The sequence below is a fragment of the Frankia sp. CpI1-P genome (genome assembly GCF_001421075.1).
Classification (GTDB): domain Bacteria; phylum Actinomycetota; class Actinomycetes; order Frankiales; family Frankiaceae; genus Frankia; species Frankia torreyi.
In genome coordinates this window covers 53,291-71,932 of sequence record NZ_LJJX01000001.1, presented here as the reverse complement: position 1 = coordinate 71,932, position 18,642 = coordinate 53,291, and the positions used below count along the sequence as shown (strand labels likewise).

The following is an 18,642-nucleotide window of genomic DNA, read 5'->3' as shown; positions in this document are numbered from 1 at the left end:
GTCGGCGCTCAGTAGACGCCGCACATGCCGTCGATGGAGACCTCCTCGACGAGCAGGTCCGCCACGACCGGCTCCGCGGGCGCCTCGACGGCCTGGTCGACCTGCACTGACTCCTCCATGAGCACTCCTCATCGTGAGAGCTGACCGGGTCCGGAACCGGTGTCGCATGGTCCCGCCGCGGAGACGACTGTAATGGCACCGAGTGCCAAAGGGAAGATGTCGGAGCGGAACGGGCAGGTCAGGCAGGTCAGGTAGGTCGGGTAGGTCAGGTAGGTCAGGTAGGTCGGGTAGGTCAGGTGGGTCGGGTAGCTGGGGCCGGTCGGGCAGGTGGGGGGCCGGTCAGGGCAACGGGACCGTCAGGCCGGCGGGGGCGACGCGGGGCGCCGGCCGAGGGCCGGGGCGACGGTGTGCGCCACGTCGCGCAGAATCTGCTCTTGACTTCCTCCCCCTCGTACACGAGGGGGATTCCCGGTGGCGGTCATGCCACCTTCCCGGGTGGTTGACGCTTCACCGTCCCCGGCAACCCGGAGATCTCCACGTCCATGGACGACAGTCCAGCCGCCCTGATGTTCGGACTTGCGTTGGTGGTATCCGCGTTCCCCGACCAGCCACACGACGTGCACAGGAATGTTTCCTGGTCGGGGCGGGACACCCGGTCGACGACCCCACAGACGTGACAGCGCTGCGACGTGTACGGCGCCGGGACCTGAACGCGGCGGACGGGCCAACCCCGCATAGCAGCGTTTCCACGCGGTCTGATGCCGCTTCAACACCTGCTGGCCTGCCTGCACGGGCAGCGCGGAAAGCCACGCGAAGCCTTCCGGTGGATTCCTCCGCGCTTCCCTCATCTNCCGATCGACCTCGGCCATGGCGAGCATGGGACGGCGATGCTCCCGGCACGTCGTGTGCCATGCGTGCAGTAGATTCCACCACCCCCGCGCCGCATGACCCTGCCCGTCCAGTTTCCCTGCCCGTCCAGTTTCCCTGCCTGACCCGAATCCGGGTACAGACGGGCGACATGAACCGACCGGGGCACGGCTGTAATTCCACCCGAATACACGGCGATTCACCTCCCGGCTGAAGGCGGAAGCCCTCTCACCGCGAAGCCTGGCAGAGACAGCCACGGGCCCCGGAGGCCTGTCAACGGCTCGAACGTCGCACAGTCCGCCGCCGCGGGCCGCGGCCCGTCCTGGCCTGCGGCGCGGCTTGTTACCGTCGCTGCCTACCAGGCAGCGTCGCCGCGCATCGGGCGAGGACGACCCCGAACTACGACGACCCCGAACTACGACGACGACGATGAGGTGGGCGGATGAGCCGGCAACACACCAGCGCCGATGCGCGGATGCCGGCCCGAACGGCCCGTGAGGTGGTCGAGGCGAAGGAACAGGCGATGCTGGCCGCCTCCCGGGCCATCGTCGAGCTCTTCATCGAGCGCGGCACGAACGCCTTCACCATCCGCGAGCTCGCCTCGCACGCGGGCGTCTCGGAGCGTTCCTTCTACCGTTACTTCCCGCGCAAGGAGGACGTCGTGCGGCCCTTCCTGGCAGCGGGAGCCGAGCGGATCGCCGCCGAGCTGGCCGGGCGGCCGCCCGACGAACCGCTACCGACCTCGCTGGTGCGCGTCTGGGCCGGTTCCTGGGCGGCCACCCACGTGGAACAGCTTCGGAAGCTGTACCGGATTCTGCGGGAGTCGGAGGGCTTCCGGGCCCAGTGGTTTCAGATCATGGCCGACAGCGAGCGGTTGTGGGCGGGTGCCATCGCGGCGCGGCTGGGCATCGACCCGCGCTCCCACCAGGCCGCGCTGGCCGGTGCGGTGGTCTCGGCCGCCGCGCGGCTGTCGACGGTGGAGTACGGCGAGGCGGGCGATGGCGAGGCGGGCGATGGCGAGGCGGGCGGCGGCGAGGCGGGCGGCGGCGAGGCGGGCGGCGGCGAGGCGCCCGCCGAGTTGTTCGCCGCCGCCCTGGCGATGCTGGGGCCCACCCTGTTCACCGCCCCCGACCCGCGACCGCGCTGAGAGCACTGGGCGGCCGGGCGGTCAGGCCGCCACGGCCCGCTCGCCCCGCAGGACGGCCTTCGCCGCGGCGCCGGTCGCCACGGGACGACCGACGTCGGCGGCGAGCGCGGTCGCGGCCTCGACAGTCTCGCGGTTGGTCATGGCGTTGAGGGCGGCCATGTCCTCGATGCCGACCCGGAGATGACCGCCGCGTTCCAGGGCGTAGCGGGCCAGCTCGGAGTCGAGCAGCACGCCGCCCTGGATGCTGACGACCCACGGCAGTGCGCATCCGTCCATCATCGACAGGTACATGTCGAGGGACTGCCGGGTGGGGGGCAGTCCGAACCCGGCGGTGGGCGCGCCGTTGATCAGGTACCGGCCGCCGAAGTACAGCTTGATGACGGAGCCGGCCGGGAACATGCCCCTGGCCGCGTAGGCGAGGGTCCAGCGCAGGTTGCTCGGGTCGTAGATGCCGATGCTCAGCGCGGCGCCGGTGCGGCGGGCGAACGCGACGACCTCGTGCGCGGACGCGTAGTCGGCCCCGGCCTGCCGGTGGCGCGACGGCAGGCCGTCGTCGTCGAGCACGGCGAACTGCGTCAGCCCCGGGTCCAGCGCCGCCATGGTGAGCAGGCCGGCGTCGGCCAGCGGCTGGAGATGGGCGTTCTTCTCCGCCATGACCTTCTCGCCGCGCAGGTAGTCGTTGTAGAGGAAGGCGTCCGGGTAGGTGTCGAGCACCTCGCGCTGAATGCGCAGGACCTGGGCGACGGCCTCGTCGCGGGCCAGGCGGAAGTTGTGGTGATGGTGGATGATGCCGGCCCCGGCGGCCAGGGACTCCCGAGCCTGGGCGATNAGTTCCTCGGTGGTCTGAAGCTGTCGCCCGTCGCGCAGCGGGGAGATTGCCGCCTCGATGACGACCGGATCCGGACGGGGTACAGGACTCATGGCTGCACTCCTTCGGTTCGCGAAGGATGGTGACGCTAGCAGCGTCTGGCAGTTTCTGCCATACCCGGCTCGCCGCGGCCGACCGCCGGCACGGCCGGTCGGCTCAGGCGCCGTGCCGGCGCCCGCGGGCGGCGAAGCTGCGCAGGGCGCGCAGGAAGTCGATCTCGCGGAACGCGGGCCAGTAGGCCTCGCAGAAGTACAGCTCCGAGTAGGCGCTCTGCCAGAGCAGGAAGTTCGACATCCGCTGCTCGCCGGAGGTCCGGATCACCAGGTCCGGGTCGGGCTGCCCGGCGGTGTAGAGGTGGCGGGCGATGTCGTCCATGGTCAGCGAGGCGGCGGCGTCGGCGAGGGAGTCACCGGCCTCGGCGCGTTCGTACAGGTGCTCACGCAGCGCCTCGATGACCTCCTGCCGCCCGCCGTAGCCGACGGCGAGGGTGACGTGGAAGCCGGTCGTGCAGGCACGGGTCGTCTCGACCGCGTCCTTGAGCACTCGCGCGGTGCTGTCGGGCAGCGCGTCGAGCATGCCCGCGAGGTGGACCTGCCAGCGGGCGTCGGGCCGGGCGAGCCGGTCACTGACCACCTGCTCGATGACCTGCATGAGGAAGGCGACCTCGGCGTCGCCGCGGCGCTGCAGGTTCTCGGTCGAGCAGACGAACACGGTGACGTGGCGGATGCCGACGGCCTCGCACCAGGACAGCACGTCCTCGGCATGCTCGGCGCCGTAGCGGTGGCCCAGGCTGGGGTTGGCCAGGCCCATCTCGCGGGCCCAGCGGCGGTTGCCGTCCATGACCAGCCCGACGTGGGCCGGCAGCGGGCCGGCCATGACCTGCCGGCGCAGCCGCCGGGTGTAGAGCGCGTAGAGAAGAGGACCCGGTGTCATCGTTACCTTCCCCTACAGCCGACGCCCGCGCTCGGCACGGGTCGACTCCCGGCTGGTACCGACCGGGATGGTGACGATACCCGTCCAAGGTGACCATCGTTTGGGGCGGGCCCGTGACCTGGGGGTGATCAGCCCTGCGTGCCGGTCAGCCCCGCGTCCCGGGCGCCGCCGGGAGGAACCTGCGTACGACGTCGTCCACCACCGCGGCGAAGGGCCGGTCCAGCCGCCCGCGCGCCCGCATCTCCAGGTAGCGCACGACGACGGCGTGGATCGCGAGGGCGTCCCACTCCGGCTCCGCGGCGGGCAGGCTGCCGTCGGTGCGCCCGGCGGCGAGGACCTCCGCGAGGATGCCCCGGTGCTCGGCGTAGATGTCCTCCAGGGCCTCGGCGATGCCGACGACGAGACCGACCTCCGGGGTCATGAACGTCCGCCCGTCCCGGCTGGCGCGTTCGTCCCAGCCGATCGCGAGCAGCTCCTCGATCCATGCCACGACGGCGNCCCGGGCGTCGCCGGCCTGGCGCACCACCGCGCGCAGGCTGTCGCGCACCCCGGCGGCGGCCTCCCGCTGCATGGTCAGGATCAGCGCGTCCTTGGACGGGAAGTGCCGGTAGAAGGTGCGCCTGTTCACCCCGGCGCCGCGCAGGATGTCCTCCAGCGGCGTCGTCGCGCGCCCCTCCCGGCCGATCAGCCGGTGCGCGGCGCGGATGATCGCCCGACGCTCCCGCTCGGCGCGGTCCGGGTCGTCGGCGGCAAGCCGCAGCGACGTCTCAGCCACTGGGGCCCATCCCGCCGACACACCCCTTCGCGCTCGTCCCGACCGGGTGCCCGCGTCGGCCAACGCACGACGGCACCGACGGTTCGGCGGCGCTGCGGCGCTCCGGGTGGATGATACGGGAGCACCGGACTCGCTGATCGCCGGCCAGGCGCGCCCGAGCGCGTGCCTTACCAGCCCGCGTGTGGGGGCGACCCGCGTGTGGGGGCGACCCGCGTGTGTGAGCAACCCGCGTGTGGGGGCGACCCGCGTGTGTGAGCAACCTCTGACGCGTCCGTCACAGTTGCGCGGCCGGCACTCCATACACTGGATCGACCATGGGCGACTCAACCTCCGCGGAGATCGTCGACGAGGGCACGGCCCCCGACGGCGATCCCCGGATCCCGCAGGTCGAGCCGGCCGGCGTCGAGACCGCGGCCGGCCGGTTGGGCTGGCGCGCGGCGCGCACCCGCAACGCGATCCTCGACGCCTCCAAGAAGCTCTTCCTGGAACGCGGGTACGCCGGCACCCGCATCAACAACATCACCGACGCCTGCGGCATCTCCCGCGCCGGCTTCTACACCTACTTCCGCGACAAGCGGGAAATCTTCGACACCCTGGGCCAGGCCACCTTTCAGGAACTCCTCCAGGTCATCGCCGAGTGGGAGACCATCCCGCGGCCCTGCACCCAGGCCGACGTCGTGGCCTGGGTGTGGAAGTACTTCGCGTTCATGGACCAGCACGGCGCGTTCATTCTCTCGGCGCAGTCCGGCCCGGCCGACGAGAGCGTCGGCGCGGCGAGCAACAAGATGCAGATGCGGGTGGCCTGGCTGCTCGGGGTGCACCTGCGGGGTCGCCAGCGCACCCCCACCGACGCACCCGAGGCGCTGGGCCTGGCGGTGCAGTCGATGATGGACCGCACCTGGTACCACTGCCACGCCCAGCACCTGCCGGTCGACGACGCCGACGTCGTCACCACCATCGGCGGGTTCATCACCGCGGTGCTCGAGGCCTGAGCCCCGCGGGCGCCGTCACACCCCTGGCTGCACCACCGGCGGCCCGGCGGGCACCGACGGGACGGTGGCGACGAGATCGCCGTACTTCTCCCGGGCCGCGGCGAGGCGACGGCCGAGGAACTCCTCGGGCCACGCCGGGTCGTCGGCCTCGTAGTGCCGCAGGAGCTGGNGGGCGAGGTTGACCTTGTGCGCCTCGGTGGGCCCGTCGGCGAGGCCGAGGGCGAGTCCCGTGGTGAACATGTCGACNAGGGGAAGCTGCTCGGTGATGCCGAGCCCGCCGTGGACCTGGATCGCCCGCAGCACGATGGACTGGATGACCTTCGGGGTGAGCACCTTCAGGGCCGCGATGTCGGTACGGGCGGCGTGCTCCCCCTGGGTGTCGATGAGCCAGGCGGCGTGCAGCACGGCGAGCCGGAACGGCATCAGCTCGGTGTAGGAGTCGGCGATGAACCCCTGCACGAACTGCTTGTCGGCCAGCGAGCTGCCCTGGGTGAACCGGCTGCGGGCCCGCTGTCCCATCATGTCGATGGCCCGCTGGGCGACGCCGATGGCGCGCATGGCGTGGTGCAGCCGGCCGCCGGCCAGCCGGGACTGGGCCACCTCGAAGCCGCGCCCCTCGTGGCCGAGCAGCGCGTCCGCCGGCACCCGCACCCCCTCGTAGCGGACGAGGGAGTGGCCCGGCTCGTGGTGGTGCGCGCCGAACACGTGGTGGCTGTCCTCGATCACCACGCCCGGGGTGTCGCGCGGGACGAGGAACGTCGACGCACCGTGGTGCACGGGGACGTCGGGATTGGTGATCGCGACGATGATGAGGAACGAGGCCACCGCGGCGTTGGACGACCAGTACTTGCGGCCGTCGATCACCCACTCGTCGCCCTCGCGTCGCGCCCGGGTGGTGAACACCCGCGGGTCGGCGCCCCCCTGCGGCTCCGTCATGGAGAAACAGGAGAAGATCTCACCGGCCAGCAGGGGCGCCAGGTAGCGCTCCTTCTGCTCCGGGGTGCCGAACCGGGCGATGATCTCGGCGTTGCCGGTGTCGGGCGCCTGGGTGCCGAAGACGATCGGCCCCCAGTCCGTGCGGCCAAGGATCTCGTTGAGCAGGGTCAGCTTCACCGCGCCGAANCCCTGCCCGCCGAGCTCCGGGCCCAGATGCGGGGCCCACAAGCCCTCGTCGCGCACCCGCTGCTTGAGCGGGTCGACGATCGCGCGTCGCTCGTCGTCGAGGGGCAGGTACTCGCAGCCCGGGAACAGCACGTCGAGCGGTGCCACTTCCTCGCGCACGAACGCCCGGACCCAGTCGAGCTTGGCCTCGAACTCGGCATCGGTCGAGAAGTCCCATGCCATGGCTTTTCCTCCCAGCACTCGGGCCGGTGTCGGCTCAGGATCGGTGTCGACTCAGGGGATGGTGTCGGCTCAGGGGATGCCGCCGTCGACCCGCAGGGTCGCGGCGGAGGTGTAGCTGGACGCATCCGAGATCAGGTACAGCGCGGAACCGACGATCTCGCGCGGGTCACCGGCGCGCTGCAGCGCGTGTGACCTGGCCGCCTCGGNGACGGCGTCGAGGTCCCAGTGCTTGCTGACGTCGGTGTAGAACGGGCCGGACATGAGAGTGTTGACGCGCACGTGCGGGCCGAGGCCGAGCGCGAGGCCCTCGGTGAGCGCGTTGAGGCCGGCCTTGGCCGCGGCGTACGGCAGGATCGCCGGCGTCGGGCGGATNGAGCCGGTGGAGCTGACGTTGACGATGGAACCGCGGCCCGCGGCCACCATCCGTTCGCCGACGAGCACCGACAGTCGGAAGGGACCCTTGAGGTTCAGGTTGACGACCGCGTCGAACAGCTTCTCGTTGACGTCACCGAGGGTGTCGTACAACGGCGACATCCCGGCGTTGTTGATCAGTGCGTCGACCTTGCCGAACCGCTCGTAGGCGGCGTCGACGAGGCCGGGCAGCTCGTCCCAGCGTCCGACGTGCACCGCGTACGGCAGGGCCGTGCGGCCGGTCTCGGCCTCGATCTCGGCGGCGGTGGCCGTGCAGGAGTCGAGGTCGCGGCTGGCGATGACAACGTCGGCGCCGCAGCGCGCCGCGCCGAAGGCCATCTCCCGGCCGAGCCCGCGGCTGCCGCCGGTGATGAGCACGACGCGGTCGGTCAGGTCGAACAGGGTGTCCGCGTATCCCATGGTCAGCCTCTCCGGGCCGGCAGCGAGCGGGCGAGGTCGGCGGCGGTGGCCAGCAGCTGCAGCACCAGCGGCCCGAACGTCTCGACCTTGGGGTCGACCGTCCCGCCGCTGCTGAAGGCCGCGTAGCTCTTCTCCAGCACCACGCCGAGCTTCCAGTTGGCCAGCACCAGGTAGTAGTCGATGTCCGCGGTCGAGCGTCCGCTCACCCGCTCGTAGTGTTCCAGCAGTTCGGCCCGGCGCGGCATGCCGGAGACGTCGAGGTAGAAGCCCTCGGTGCGCGGTTGCTCCCCGTCCCAGCCGAGCAGCGCCCAGCCGAGGTCGAGCAGCGGGTCGCCGACCGTCGTCATCTCCCAGTCGATGATGGCGGCGAGCCGGGCCGGGGCGCCGTGCTGGAACATCACGTTGGCGAACTGGTAGTCGCCGTGCATGATCCCGGGTTCGAAGGTGGCCGGCCGGTTCGCCCGCAGCCAGTCCGCCGCGGAGTCGAGGCCGGGCAGCTCGCGGAAGCGGTAGGCGCCGAGGAACGTCAGCCAGCGGTCGACCTGGCGTTCGTGGAAGTTCTCCGGGCGGCCGAACCCCTCCAGCCCGCGGGCCCGCCAGTCGACCCGGGACAGCTTCGCGATGCCGTCGACGAGCTCGAACGCCAGCCCGCGACGGGCGGCCGGGTCGGTGTCGAACGGGGCCGGCCAGGTCGCGGTCGGGCTCCAGCCGTCGATGGCGCGCATGACGTAGAACGGCATTCCCAGCACCTCGCCGGTGGGGTCACCGGCGACGAGCTCGGCGTGGGGCACGTCGGTTCCGCGCAGCGCGCGCAGCAGTCGCAGCTCCCTGCGCAGCCCGTCGACGCGGGACGCGCTCGCGGCCGCCGGGGGCATCCGCAGCACCGTGCGCTCGCCGCCGCGGGTCAGCGAGTACAGCTCGTTCTGNGAACCACCGGTGAGCCGCTCGACGACGGGCAGCTCGCCCGCCCCGGGCACCTGCTCGGCGTCGAGCCAGCGGGCCAGCCGGGCGACATCGAGCGCCACGCCCTGTGCCGCCGCACCCGCGCTCACCGCGGGCACCGGCTCAGTGCGGCAGGCTGGCGCGGGTTGGCGGGCTGGATCGGGTTCCCCATCCGGACCTCCTCGTCGACGGGAGCGGGACGTTGGGCAGAATAGCATTCTGTCCATCTCAGAACCAGATTCTGCGACATGGCCGGATCCGGCCCCGCTTCGCCCGCCACGCACGGCACACTGGCATCCATGGAGTCGACCCGACTGGAGTGGGACGCAGCGCCCGCGTCCGTACGCGCCGCAGTCGATCGAGCACTGCNCCGCCACCAGCGCGACGCCCTCGACGAGCTCGAGCAGATCCTCGACGCCGCCCTGCGGGTGGCGGTCCGGGTCGCCCCGGCGGAGCCGCGGGTGAGCGACATCGTCGCCGAAGCCGGCACCTCCAACCAGACCTTCTACCGCTACTTCGCGGGCAAGAGCGAACTGCTGCACGCCGTGATGGAGCGCGGCGTCCTGCGGGTCCGTTCCTACCTGGGCCACCAGATGGCCAAGGAGACCAGCCCCGCCGATCAGGTCGCCGCCTGGGTCCAGGGGCTGCTCAGTCAGCTCACCAGCCCCGAGGTCGCCACGCAGAGCATCGCGATCAGCCGGCTCACGCTGGGCTCGGGCGGCCCCGAACCGGGGCGGTCGACCCTCGACAACCAGCTCGGCGACCTGCTGGTCACGCCCCTGGCCGCGGCCGGACGCCCTCACCCGGAGCTGGACGCACGGGCCATCCTGGACGTGGTCCTCGGCGCGCTCGAGCGCCACGTCGCCACCGGCACGGGGCCCGACGCCNTGGAACGCGACCATCTCGTCACGTTCTGCACGGCCGTCGCCGGGCCGGCCTGACCCCGCCCACTCAGCGGGGCGGGCCGCCGGCGGACAGGGGTGTGCGAGCGCCGAGCAGACCACCGACGAGCAGGAGCGCGAGCGAGCGATGGACGTCGTCGCGGTCGAGGACCGGATGGCGCTGCCAGGCGTGGTAGGGAAACTCCCCCAGCAGGACCCACAGCACGATGGCGGCCGCCGACGGGTCCAGCGATCGTCCCGGCGCCCACCGCGCCAGCAGCCGCGCGGTGACCGCGTCGAGGTGGGTCCGAAGCTGACGGCTCAGCCGCTGCAGCGGGGCGGTCGGCAGCACCTCGGTCGTCCACACGTGCAGGGTGGGGCCGCGCCGTCGCAGCACGTCCAACCAGCGGTCGATCCAGGCCAGGATGTCGCTCTCGTCCTCGGCGCGCAGCAGGTCGTCGAGGTGGGTGCAGATGTCGACCGCCGCCTGGTGGGCCAGCGTCGCGAAGATCGCGTACCGGTCCTCCCAGTACTGGTAGAACGTGCCGTGGGCGACGCCGGCCTCGGCGGTGATGTCGTCGACGCTCGTACCGGCCAGCCCGCCTCGCTCGAACGCCTGATTGGCGGCGGCGAGAATGCGCCGGATCGTCGGTTCGGCCCGCCGGGTGACCCGCCGACGAAGGCCGAGCGGGGCCGTCTCGCGCCAGGCGCCGAGCGGGTCCGCGCGATCCGTGCTGCTGTCCAGGAGAAGGTCCGGCCAGGGCGGCGGGTCGCCGTCGGCGCCCACGGCGCCCACGGCGCCGGCCTCCCGCGGGAACAGCGAGGAGTGGATGATCGTCGCAAGCGTGGCGTGCACGGACGATTCGGGCGGCAGGACGCCGGGGCGGCGTGGATCGAGCACGACGTGCGTCCACTGCATGAGACTGATGATCGCGATCGCGAGGACGCGGGTGTCCACCGGACCGGTGCCGGCGAGCGCCAGCCGAGGCCGCATCTCCTCCGCGAGCACGTGCAGGTACTGCTCGGAGGGATCTTCTGGCATCAGGGCGTCGTCCGCGACCAGCGGCCAGGCGGCGAAGACGGGCGAGTGCCGGCGCAGGACGTCGTCGAGGCCCTCGAGCCAGGCGCGGAACTCCGTCAGCCCGGCCGGTCCGGGCTCGATGACCCGCTGGCCGCGGAAGTGGCGGACGAGGTCCCGGCCGAGCTGCTCGTAGAAGAGGGCGAACAACTCGATCTTGCTCTGGAAGTACTGGTAGAAGGCGGTGTCCGAGCGGCCCGTGGCCTCTGTGATCGCCAGGATGCTGGTGCCGTGGTAGCCGCGCCGGGCGAACAGTCCGCGGGCCGCCGCCACGATCTCCGCACAGGNCCGCTCGCCTTCCGGACCGATCACGGGACTGACCGGATACGGATCCCGCCGCCGCGATGGCAGGAGCGGCTCACGCTCGGGTTCGACCACCACCCGGCGCCCCCTCACNCATTCCCACTCCTCCACCGGCCCCGACAGGGCATTCCCGCAGGCAAGTGTAGGACGCCGCTCAGACGCGGGCCTCGATACCGCCCTCCCGCCAACCGTTCAGGCCGGATTCGTGACGGTATCGGGGCGGCGTCGTCGCCTCCGGCCAGCCTGCGGCGCCGGCTGCCGGGCCTGCGTTGCCCGCCGGAGGAGTCCCGCACTAGTGTCTAACCAATTAGCCTTTGGTTTCGGCAATGCGTCAATGCGGCAGGGCGGCGGGCGTCCGTCGCGTGGGAGGCGACATGACAGCGCGGGTGGTCCGATGACGCTGCGGGTGGGCATCGTGGGGGTCGGCTGGGGGGCGATCGTTCAGGCTCCGGCCTACCGGGCGGCTCAGGGGTACGAGCCGGTGGCGCTGTGCGCGCGGACGCCGGAGCGGCTCGGGAAGGTCGCCGCCCGGCTGGGCATCGACGACACCTCGACCGACTGGCGCTCGTTCGTACGCCGCGACGACCTTGATCTGATCTCGGTCGCGACCCCGACCGCGCTGCACCACGAGATCACCCTCGCCGCGCTGGATGCGGGCAAGGCCGTGCTGTGCGAGAAGCCCCTGGCCGCCGATCCGGCGCAGGCCAGGGAGATGGTCGCCGCGGCGCAGGCGTCGGGCCGGCCGACCGGCTGCTGCTTCGAGAACCGCTGGAACCCGGAGTGGCTGGCGATCACCGACAAGGTGCGGGCCGGGCTGCTCGGCACCCCGCACGTGGCCCGGGTCAGCCGCAGCGCCTCCTACTGGCATCCGAGCCGGCCCCTGCAGGCCGCCTGGATGTACGACCGCGCCCAGGGCGGCGGCTACCTCGCCGGCATGCTCGTCCACGACCTGGACTTCGTCTGCTCGCTGTTGGGGCCGCCGGTGGCGGTGTGTGCCGACGTGCGCAGCTCGGTGCCGACGCGGGCGCTGCCCGACGGCGGGGAACTGGCCGTGACCGCGGACGACACCTCCGCGGTGCTGCTGCGGCTCGCCTCCGGCGCGATCGCGATCCTGAGCGTCTCCACGATCGGCGCGAACGTCGACCACTTCCGCCTCGAGCTGCTGGGCGGGGAGGGCACCATCGTCGCCGACGGCAGCCTGCGCCACACCACCTACCAGGCGGGTCCGGCGAGCGAGAAGGGGCTGGCGCCACTGGCCCCGATCGAGCGCGAGCCCGCCGCCCCGCAGCACCTGCCCGAGGGCCTGGCCGGGCACGGCAGCCGGGCGATGGCGCTGATGCTCGAGGACTGGCTGCCCGCCTTCGACGGCCAGCCCACCCCGGTCCCCACGTTCACCGACGGGCTGCTGAGCCTGGAGATCATCGACGCGGCGCACCGGTCGTCCGAGGGCGCCGGCTGGGTTCCCATCGAACTCTGACGATCGACGGGCGTGCCGATCGACGGACGTGAGGTGGAGCTCCGCCGACACGTGGGATTGCCGACGCGGGGGGTCACAGCCCCCTGCGAGGACCGCAGAAAGGACGGTGTACGCATGACCGACGCAGGGACCAACCCCGCCGCCGTCCCGCAACGCGAGGACGAGGACGACCAGGATCTGCTCACCTACAGCGAGGTGGCGGTACGCCTCGCCGAGGAGATCGAAGCGCAGAACACCCTGGTCACCGAGTTGGAGGGCGCCGAGCCGGTGGACGCCGAGCGTGTCGGGCGCGAGCGTGCCCGGCTCGCGGCGTTGCGCGACGCCCTGGAGCGCAACTCGCGGCGGCCGATCAACGACGAGAACTTCGAACGTTTCTTCGGCTACCGCGGCACACCCCGCTACGAGAGCTGAGTCCGCGCCACCGCCGCCCGCCACCGCCGCTCGGCGGGCCGCTGGCCGGCGGGTGAGCGCGGCACCAGGCGTGGGCGGTCGGCGGCCGGCGTGCCCGACCGCCGGGCCGGCGGCCCGCGCCTGATCGTTCCCGCCGTCCCGAGTACCACCCCGAACCCCGGCGTCCCACGGCGCCGGGGCATGTCCTTTTCCTTCACCGTTCCCCGGCTGCCTGCACCGTTGTCCAGCCACCTCCATGGTACACCAATTGTCCATTTTGCCCCTTTCCCTCTTGTCCCCTCCCTTCCCTGACCGCTTCCACGGGGGTTCACGATGCGTCGCCGTTCCTTATCGTTATCCAGCGCTGCCGCCGTGCTGGCGTTAGTCGCCGCGGGGGCGAGCGCGTGCTCGTCCCCGACCGCGTCGTCGGCGGGACCCTGTGACAGCCCGGGCGTGACCTCATCGGAGGTCAGGCTCGGGCTTCTTTATCCCGACTCCGGGCCGACGGCGGCCTCGATGGCCGCCACCCGCGCCGGGGTCGACGCCCGCATCGGCCAGGCGAACGCCGCCGGCGGCATCCACGGACGCAAGATCGTCTACGACTGGCGGGACGACCAGGGCGACCCCTCGGCCAACGGCGTCGCCGCCCGGGACCTGGTCGAGCAACGAGGAGTCTTCGGCATCCTGGAGTACTCCCTGGCCACCGACGGCAGCGCCCAGTACCTGGCCGAGCACGGCGTCCCGGTCGGCGGGCTGGCCACCGGCGACGTCTGGGCGAAGTACCGCACCATGTTCTCGTTCTCCTCCACCACCGGCGCCGCGACCGACACCTACGGCACGTTCCTGCGCTCGCAGGGCGGGACGAAGGCGATCCTGCTGCGGACCGCGCTGTCGGCCGGGGTCGGCAACACCAGCGCCAAGATGACCCAGAGCGCCCAGGCCGCCGGCATCCCGGTCGTCGGCGAGATCGCCTACACCGCGAACGCGGACAGCCCGGCGTCCGTCGCCCGGCGCATCGCCGACAGCNGCGCCGACACCCTGCTCACCGTCATCAACGCCCCCGACCTGCCCGCGGTCCTGACCGCCGTGCGNGCCGCCGGGGTGAACCTGCGCGTGATCCTGTCGGTCAGCGGCTACGACACCCAGCTCCTGCACGACTCCGGCGGCGCGCTGGCCGGCGTGACCATCCCGGTGTTCTACCNCCCCTTCGAGGCCGNCGGCCCGGCAATCGCGAACTACCGCACGGCGATGTNGCGCTACGCCCCGCAGGTCCCCAACNCGCAGCAGGAACTGGCGATGATCGCCTACATCGACACCGACCTGTTCCTGCGCGGGCTGACCGAGGCCGGTCCCTGCCCGACCCGCGAGGGTTTCGTCAACGCCCTGAACGCGGTGCACAACTACGACGCCGGCGGGCTGATCCAGCCGATGGACCTGGCCCACNACCGGGGCAAGCAGACCACCTGCTGGTCGTTCGTGCAGGCGAACCGCACCGGTGACGCCTTCAGCGTCGTCCGCGAGAACCTCTGCGGCCACGAGCTGCCCGCCACCACCGGCTCCTGACCGACCCACCCCGCTCGCGCCCGCCCGTCCGCCCGCGCCCTCGCCCGGACACTCCGGGCGAGGGCCCGCTACGGCGACAGGCTGCCGGCGGCAGCGGCGTCGTGGCGGGCGCGCAGGGCGGGGCGGGTGAGCTTGCCGGCGGCGTTGAGCGGCAGCGCGTCCACGACGTACCAGTAGGCGGGCACCTTGAACCCGGCCAGCCGGTCGCGGACGAACTGGCGCAGCTCGTCGGCGGGCGGCGGGCGGTCGGGGTCGGCGGGGACGACGAACGCGGCCAGCGTCTCCCCCAGCCGGGCGTCGGGCACCCCGACGATCCCGACGTCGGCGACCCCGGGATGTTCGACGAGCGTGTGCTCGATCTCCAGCGGGTACACGTTCTCCCCGCCGCGCACGATCATGTCGTTGCGCCGACCGACGAGGTGCAGGTAGCCGTCGTCGTCGAGGAAGCCGAGGTCGCCGCTGTGCAGCCAGCCGTCGGCGGCGTGCACGCTCAGGTGCGCCGCGGCGGCGAGCACCTCGCCGACCCCGGCGTCGTCCGGGTCGTCGATGCGCAGCCGCAGCCCGGGGACGGGCCGCCCGACGGTGGCGAGCAGGTCGGGGGCGCCGGCCGCGGCCCGGTCGTGGTCGGCCGGGGTCAGGCAGGTCAGCGGGCTGCCCTCGGTCTGGCCGAACAGGTTGACCAGACGCACCCCGGGCAGCACGGTCTGCACCCGGCGCAGGGTCTCCGGGCTGATCGGCGACGCACCGTAGATCAGGGTGCGCAGCCCCACCGCGTCGAGCGTCCCCTCGGCCAGCAGCATCTCGATCATCGTCGGGACGAGCTGGCAGTGCGTGGCGCCCTGCTCCCGCAGGCCGGCCCACCACTCGTGGCTGAAGCGCGCCGTCGGCAGCACGGTCGCGCCGACGGTCACCGCGACGAGGGTGTTGCCGAGCCCGCCGATGTGGTGCAGCGGCGAGCCGGTGGCGTAGCGACTGTCCGGGCCGAGGTCGAGCAGGCCGGACAGCAGCTCGGTGCGCGCGGCGAGCACCTCCTGGGTGACCGGCACCCGCTTGGCCGCCCCGGTGGTGCCCGAGGTGTGCAGGTACAGCGCGACCGGTCCGCGCGGCACCGGCGGGGCCGCGCCGGACGCCCGCATCGCCGGCACGGGTATCACCCGCGCCCCGGCCAGCGCCGCGGCCTCGGCCGCGACGGCGGCCCAGGCCGGTTCGGTGAGCAGGACGCCGGCGCCGCTGGCGCGCACCGGGCCGGCGAGTTCGGTGGCGGTCAGCCGGGGCCCGAGCGGGGCCACCGGCCGGTCGGCCGCCGCCCCGCCGAGCAGCAGCGCCAGCGCGTCGGGATTGCTGGTGAGCAGCGCCGGCACCGGCGTGTCCGCCGCGACACCGAGCCCGATGAGGAACTCGGCGGCGTAGGTCGCCCGCCCGACGAGCTCGGCGCCGCTGACCGGACCGCCGGCGTCGAGCACCGCCGGGCGGGCACTGCCCGCGTGCACCGCGAAGACGCGCTCCAGCCAGCCCCCGCCGACCCCGACCTCGACCCCGACGGCCACGCTGGCACCGGCGGCGCCGCCCACGCCCGCCCCGGCGCCGATGCCGGCGTCCGGGTCAGGCACCGACGTAGCCGACGGTCTTGGCCTCGGTGTAGGAGGCGAAGCCCTCCAGGCCGCCCTGCCGGCCCAGGCCGCTCTGCTTGAAGCCCCCGTAGGGGCCGTCGGAGCCGTAGAACATCCCGCCGTTGACGTTGATGCTGCCGGTGCGGATGCGCCGGGCGACGCCCAGCCCCCGCTCGACCGACGCCGAGTACACCCCGCCGGACAGGCCGTACGGGCTGTCGTTGGCGATGCGGACCGCGTCGTCCTCGCCGTCGAACGGGATCGCGCACACCACCGGCCCGAAGATCTCCTCCCGGGCGACGGTCATCGTGTTGTCCACGTCGGCGAGCAGCGTCGGCTGCACGTAGTACCCGCGCGGGAGGTGCTCGGGCCGCCCGCCGCCGACGACGACCCGGGCCCCCTGCGCCCGGCCGGCCTCGATGTAGCCGAGGACCCGTTCGCGCTGGCGGGCGTTGATGAGCGGGCCGGCGAGGTTCGCGGGATCGGTCGGGTCGCCGTAGGGCAGGGCGCCGATCACCCCGGCGAGGATCTCCACGCCCTCGGCGTAGCGCTCGCGCGGCAGCAGCACCCGGGTGAGCAGCGCGCAGCCCTGCCCGGANTGCAGGCAGGCGCCGAACCCGGCCAGCGGCAGCACCGCGGCGAGGTCGGCGTCGTCGAGAACGATCATCGCCGACTTGCCGCCGAGTTCGAGCAGGGTGCGCTTCATCGTCGCCGCGGACTTCTCCACGACGAGGCGGCCCACCCCCGTCGACCCGGTGAACGACACCATGTCGACCCGCGGGTCGACGAGGAGCTGGCCGGCGACGGCGTTGTCCGAGCAGGGCACCACGTTGACCACACCCGGCGGGATGTCGGTCTGCTCGGCGATGAGCCGGCCGATGCGGGTGGCGTTCCACGGCGTGTCCGGTGCGGGCTTGAGCACGACCGTGTTCCCGGTCGCCAGTGCCGGGCCCAGCTTGTTGATCGTGACCTCGAACGGGAAGTTCCACGGCACGATCGCCGCGACCACGCCGACCGGCTCCTGCCAGACGGCCCGGTGGCTGGTGCCCATGAGGTGGGTGTCGGGCAGGGACCGCTCCCAGGGGAAGCTGTCCATCAGCTCCAGCGGGGCGCGCAGCCCGTCGGCCAGCGGCCAGTCGAGCTGGGCGATGCCGGTGACGGCGACGGGCGCGCCGGCCTCGGCGACGAGCTCGGCACGCAGCGCCTCGCGCTCGCCCTCCAGCGCCTGCTGGAGCTGCTGCAGGCAGCGGCGGCGCAGGTCCCGGTCGGTCGACCACGCCGACTCGTCGAAGGCGCGCCGCGCCGCGGCGATCGCGGCGTCCAGATCGACGGCCGCGGCGTCGCTGGTCTGGCCCAGCACCTGCTCGGTGGCCGGGTTGATGTTGTCGTAGACGGCGCCGCCGGTGGCCTCGACCAGCCTGCCGTCGATGAGCATCCGGGCCTCGCCGGCCACGGTCGCACCGGCCGCGGCGGGGGTGGTGGGGGTGGTGGGGGTGGTGGGGGTGGTGGGGGTCATGGGTCCTCCGCAAGTCCTCCGCCTCCACCACGCCGGGGGGCGGTGATCCGATCGGGTGAGCGGGCGGGCGGGCCTGGCCGTCGCCGTGCTAGCGACGGACGTCCATGCCGGCGTCGACCTTGAGCAGGCTGCCGGTGAAGGAGCGCGCGGCGTCGGAGATGAGGAACAGGATGGCCTGGCTGACGTCACCGGGCTCGATCATGGGGAGGTCGGGCAGCATCGTCTGCATCGCGTTGACGAGGTTGGGGTTCGCCTCGATCACGCCGAACAGCGCCGGGTTCTCGGTGACCATCGGCGTCGCGCAGTTCGTCGGCGCCACCGCGTTGACCCGGATGCGGTGCGGGGCCAGCCAGTTCGCGTACGAGCGGACCAGCGCGATGACGGCGTTCTTGGCCATCCCGTAGGCGTCGGATCCACCGCGGCCGTCGGTGAGCGGCAGCAGCGCCGCCATGGAGCTGGTGGCGACGAGGTTGCCGCCCTGGCCGCGGTCGATCAGGTGCGGGATGGCGACCTGGAAGGTGTTCCACACGCCGATCTGCATGATGTCGATGCCGAGGCGCAGGGCCTCGTCGGCGTCACGCTCGTCGCTGTTGCTGAGGATGACCCCNGCGTTGGCGAGGACGGTGTCGATGTGGCCGAAGCGCTCGACCCCGGCGTCAAAGGCGGCCTGCAGCGCGGCCTTGTCGCGCACGTCGGCCTCGGCGGTGAGTATCTGCCCGCCGGCCTTCTCCACCAGCTGGGCCGTCTCGGCCAGGTCCTCGGCGGTGCCCAGTTTGTAGGGCACGGCTTCGAGGTCGCGACAGATGTCGACGCCGACGATGTTCGCCCCCTGCTCGGCGAACGTCACCGCGTGCGAGCGGCCCTGCCCGCGCGCCGCCCCGGTGATGAACACGACCCGGTCGTCCAACAAGCCCATGGATGCTCTTCTCTCGCCTCTGTCGGCCGCGGACCGGTGGCCCGCAGGGGCGGGGTCCGGTCGGACGGCACGGATGGTGCGGCCGGTGGTCCGGCCGGCGGGGCCGCGCGCTCCCCCCGAGCGCCGGCCGCCTGTGAGCCACCACACTAGTAAGACACCTGTCATATTGGAACCCCGGGGTGGGCCCCGATCGCCGCAGGCCGCCACGG

Annotated in this window: 14 protein-coding genes and 17 pseudogenes; 11 read left to right on the top strand and 20 right to left on the bottom strand. The window is 72.7% G+C overall.

All coding sequences use genetic code 11. The features are described 5' to 3' along the window. Positions 1 to 8 precede the first annotated feature (8 nt). Positions 9 to 119, bottom strand: coding sequence for a mycofactocin precursor MftA (gene mftA, locus FF86_RS00320; protein ID WP_044883333.1), 111 nt, complete (start codon positions 117 to 119; stop codon positions 9 to 11). A 359-nt stretch (positions 120 to 478) separates the two neighbouring features. Next, a complete protein-coding gene (locus FF86_RS64555) occupies positions 479 to 736 on the bottom strand; it encodes a zinc ribbon domain-containing protein (RefSeq protein ID WP_082121608.1) in 258 nt (85 codons plus the stop codon). Positions 737 to 1,309: 573 nt separating this feature from the next. Between FF86_RS64555 and FF86_RS00315 the strand changes: the two genes are divergently transcribed. Beyond that, the gene (locus FF86_RS00315; RefSeq protein ID WP_052680909.1) at positions 1,310 to 2,014 is read left to right on the top strand and encodes a TetR/AcrR family transcriptional regulator; all 705 of its coding nucleotides are present in this window, start codon (positions 1,310 to 1,312) and stop codon (positions 2,012 to 2,014) included. Between the two features lie 21 nt (positions 2,015 to 2,035). Here the strand turns inward: FF86_RS00315 and FF86_RS00310 are convergent, their stop codons facing one another. From FF86_RS00310 to FF86_RS37230, 3 genes are all read right to left on the bottom strand, one after another. Continuing rightward, complete coding sequence (locus tag FF86_RS00310) at positions 2,036 to 2,842, bottom strand: 3-keto-5-aminohexanoate cleavage protein (RefSeq protein ID WP_255355662.1); 807 nt, start codon at positions 2,840 to 2,842, stop codon at positions 2,036 to 2,038. A 196-nt stretch (positions 2,843 to 3,038) separates the two neighbouring features. Then, entirely contained in the window at positions 3,039 to 3,815 is a 777-nt protein-coding gene (gene uppS, locus FF86_RS00305) for a polyprenyl diphosphate synthase (protein ID WP_044883245.1), read from the bottom strand. A 498-nt stretch (positions 3,816 to 4,313) separates the two neighbouring features. After that, positions 4,314 to 4,890 (bottom strand): TetR/AcrR family transcriptional regulator (locus FF86_RS37230; RefSeq protein ID WP_242417913.1); only part of this gene is annotated, 577 nt, incomplete at its 3' end. 14 nt (positions 4,891 to 4,904) lie between these two features. On the opposite strand from FF86_RS37230, the gene FF86_RS00295 reads away from it, so the two are divergent. Further along, entirely contained in the window at positions 4,905 to 5,582 is a 678-nt protein-coding gene (locus tag FF86_RS00295) for a TetR/AcrR family transcriptional regulator (RefSeq protein ID WP_082121609.1), read from the top strand. Positions 5,583 to 5,597: 15 nt separating this feature from the next. On the opposite strand, the pseudogene FF86_RS64550 reads toward FF86_RS00295, so the two are convergent. The 9 genes and pseudogenes from FF86_RS64550 to FF86_RS64545 form a co-directional block, all read right to left on the bottom strand. Then, positions 5,598 to 5,751: pseudogene (locus FF86_RS64550) on the bottom strand (acyl-CoA dehydrogenase); the annotation flags it as partial. A gap of 1 nt (position 5,752) precedes the next feature. Continuing rightward, positions 5,753 to 5,828: pseudogene (locus FF86_RS37220) on the bottom strand (hypothetical protein); the annotation flags it as partial. A 1-nt stretch (position 5,829) separates the two neighbouring features. Next, positions 5,830 to 6,704: pseudogene (locus tag FF86_RS00290) on the bottom strand (acyl-CoA dehydrogenase family protein); the annotation flags it as partial. A gap of 1 nt (position 6,705) precedes the next feature. Continuing rightward, positions 6,706 to 6,926: pseudogene (locus FF86_RS37215) on the bottom strand (acyl-CoA dehydrogenase); the annotation flags it as partial. 69 nt (positions 6,927 to 6,995) lie between these two features. Then, positions 6,996 to 7,132 (bottom strand): annotated as a pseudogene (locus tag FF86_RS37210) (SDR family oxidoreductase); the annotation flags it as partial. Position 7,133: 1 nt separating this feature from the next. Beyond that, positions 7,134 to 7,298: pseudogene (locus FF86_RS37205) on the bottom strand (SDR family NAD(P)-dependent oxidoreductase); the annotation flags it as partial. A 1-nt stretch (position 7,299) separates the two neighbouring features. Then, the coding region (locus FF86_RS37200) for an SDR family NAD(P)-dependent oxidoreductase (protein ID WP_242417912.1) at positions 7,300 to 7,757 on the bottom strand (458 nt) is incomplete at its 3' end. A gap of 2 nt (positions 7,758 to 7,759) precedes the next feature. Further along, positions 7,760 to 8,683, bottom strand: a pseudogene (locus tag FF86_RS00280) (phosphotransferase family protein); the annotation flags it as partial. 1 nt (position 8,684) lies between these two features. Continuing rightward, positions 8,685 to 8,917 (bottom strand): annotated as a pseudogene (locus FF86_RS64545) (hypothetical protein); the annotation flags it as partial. Positions 8,918 to 8,947: 30 nt separating this feature from the next. Here FF86_RS64545 and FF86_RS64540 point away from each other — a divergent pair. Continuing rightward, a pseudogene (locus FF86_RS64540) lies at positions 8,948 to 9,068 on the top strand (TetR/AcrR family transcriptional regulator); the annotation flags it as partial. 1 nt (position 9,069) lies between these two features. Further along, a pseudogene (locus tag FF86_RS00275) lies at positions 9,070 to 9,586 on the top strand (TetR/AcrR family transcriptional regulator); the annotation flags it as partial. Between the two features lie 64 nt (positions 9,587 to 9,650). Here the strand turns inward: FF86_RS00275 and FF86_RS00270 are convergent. After that, positions 9,651 to 10,931, bottom strand: coding sequence for a TetR/AcrR family transcriptional regulator (locus tag FF86_RS00270; protein WP_242417971.1), 1,281 nt, complete (start codon positions 10,929 to 10,931; stop codon positions 9,651 to 9,653). 424 nt (positions 10,932 to 11,355) lie between these two features. On the opposite strand from FF86_RS00270, the gene FF86_RS00265 reads away from it, so the two are divergent. From FF86_RS00265 to FF86_RS37150, 7 genes and pseudogenes are all read left to right on the top strand, one after another. Continuing rightward, positions 11,356 to 12,438 carry a Gfo/Idh/MocA family protein gene (locus FF86_RS00265; RefSeq protein ID WP_044883250.1) on the top strand — a complete coding sequence of 361 codons (1,083 nt, stop codon included), beginning with the start codon at positions 11,356 to 11,358 and terminating at the stop codon, positions 12,436 to 12,438. A 114-nt stretch (positions 12,439 to 12,552) separates the two neighbouring features. Continuing rightward, positions 12,553 to 12,849, top strand: coding sequence for a hypothetical protein (locus FF86_RS00260; protein WP_044883251.1), 297 nt, complete (start codon positions 12,553 to 12,555; stop codon positions 12,847 to 12,849). Positions 12,850 to 13,161: 312 nt separating this feature from the next. Next, positions 13,162 to 13,854 (top strand): annotated as a pseudogene (locus FF86_RS37185) (ABC transporter substrate-binding protein); the annotation flags it as partial. A gap of 1 nt (position 13,855) precedes the next feature. Continuing rightward, a pseudogene (locus FF86_RS37180) lies at positions 13,856 to 13,919 on the top strand (hypothetical protein); the annotation flags it as partial. A gap of 1 nt (position 13,920) precedes the next feature. Further along, a pseudogene (locus FF86_RS37175) lies at positions 13,921 to 14,029 on the top strand (hypothetical protein); the annotation flags it as partial. A gap of 78 nt (positions 14,030 to 14,107) precedes the next feature. Continuing rightward, positions 14,108 to 14,271, top strand: a pseudogene (locus FF86_RS37155) (branched-chain amino acid ABC transporter substrate-binding protein); the annotation flags it as partial. Between the two features lies 1 nt (position 14,272). Continuing rightward, positions 14,273 to 14,391, top strand: a pseudogene (locus tag FF86_RS37150) (branched-chain amino acid ABC transporter substrate-binding protein); the annotation flags it as partial. Between the two features lie 68 nt (positions 14,392 to 14,459). On the opposite strand, the gene FF86_RS00250 reads toward FF86_RS37150, so the two are convergent. From FF86_RS00250 to FF86_RS37130, 5 genes and pseudogenes are all read right to left on the bottom strand, one after another. Beyond that, positions 14,460 to 16,001: a class I adenylate-forming enzyme family protein gene (locus FF86_RS00250; protein WP_236706025.1), complete on the bottom strand. Its 1,542-nt coding sequence runs from the start codon at positions 15,999 to 16,001 to the stop codon at positions 14,460 to 14,462. Next, positions 15,994 to 16,599 (bottom strand): annotated as a pseudogene (locus FF86_RS37145) (aldehyde dehydrogenase family protein); the annotation flags it as partial. The pseudogene FF86_RS37145 and the gene FF86_RS00250, both read right to left, overlap by 8 nt. A 1-nt stretch (position 16,600) precedes the next feature. After that, positions 16,601 to 17,436 (bottom strand): aldehyde dehydrogenase family protein (locus FF86_RS37140; protein WP_242417970.1); only part of this gene is annotated, 836 nt, incomplete at its 3' end. Positions 17,437 to 17,605: 169 nt separating this feature from the next. After that, a pseudogene (locus FF86_RS37135) lies at positions 17,606 to 18,124 on the bottom strand (SDR family oxidoreductase); the annotation flags it as partial. 1 nt (position 18,125) lies between these two features. Then, the coding region (locus tag FF86_RS37130; protein ID WP_242417911.1) for an SDR family NAD(P)-dependent oxidoreductase at positions 18,126 to 18,433 on the bottom strand (308 nt) is incomplete at its 3' end. Positions 18,434 to 18,642 lie beyond the last annotated feature (209 nt).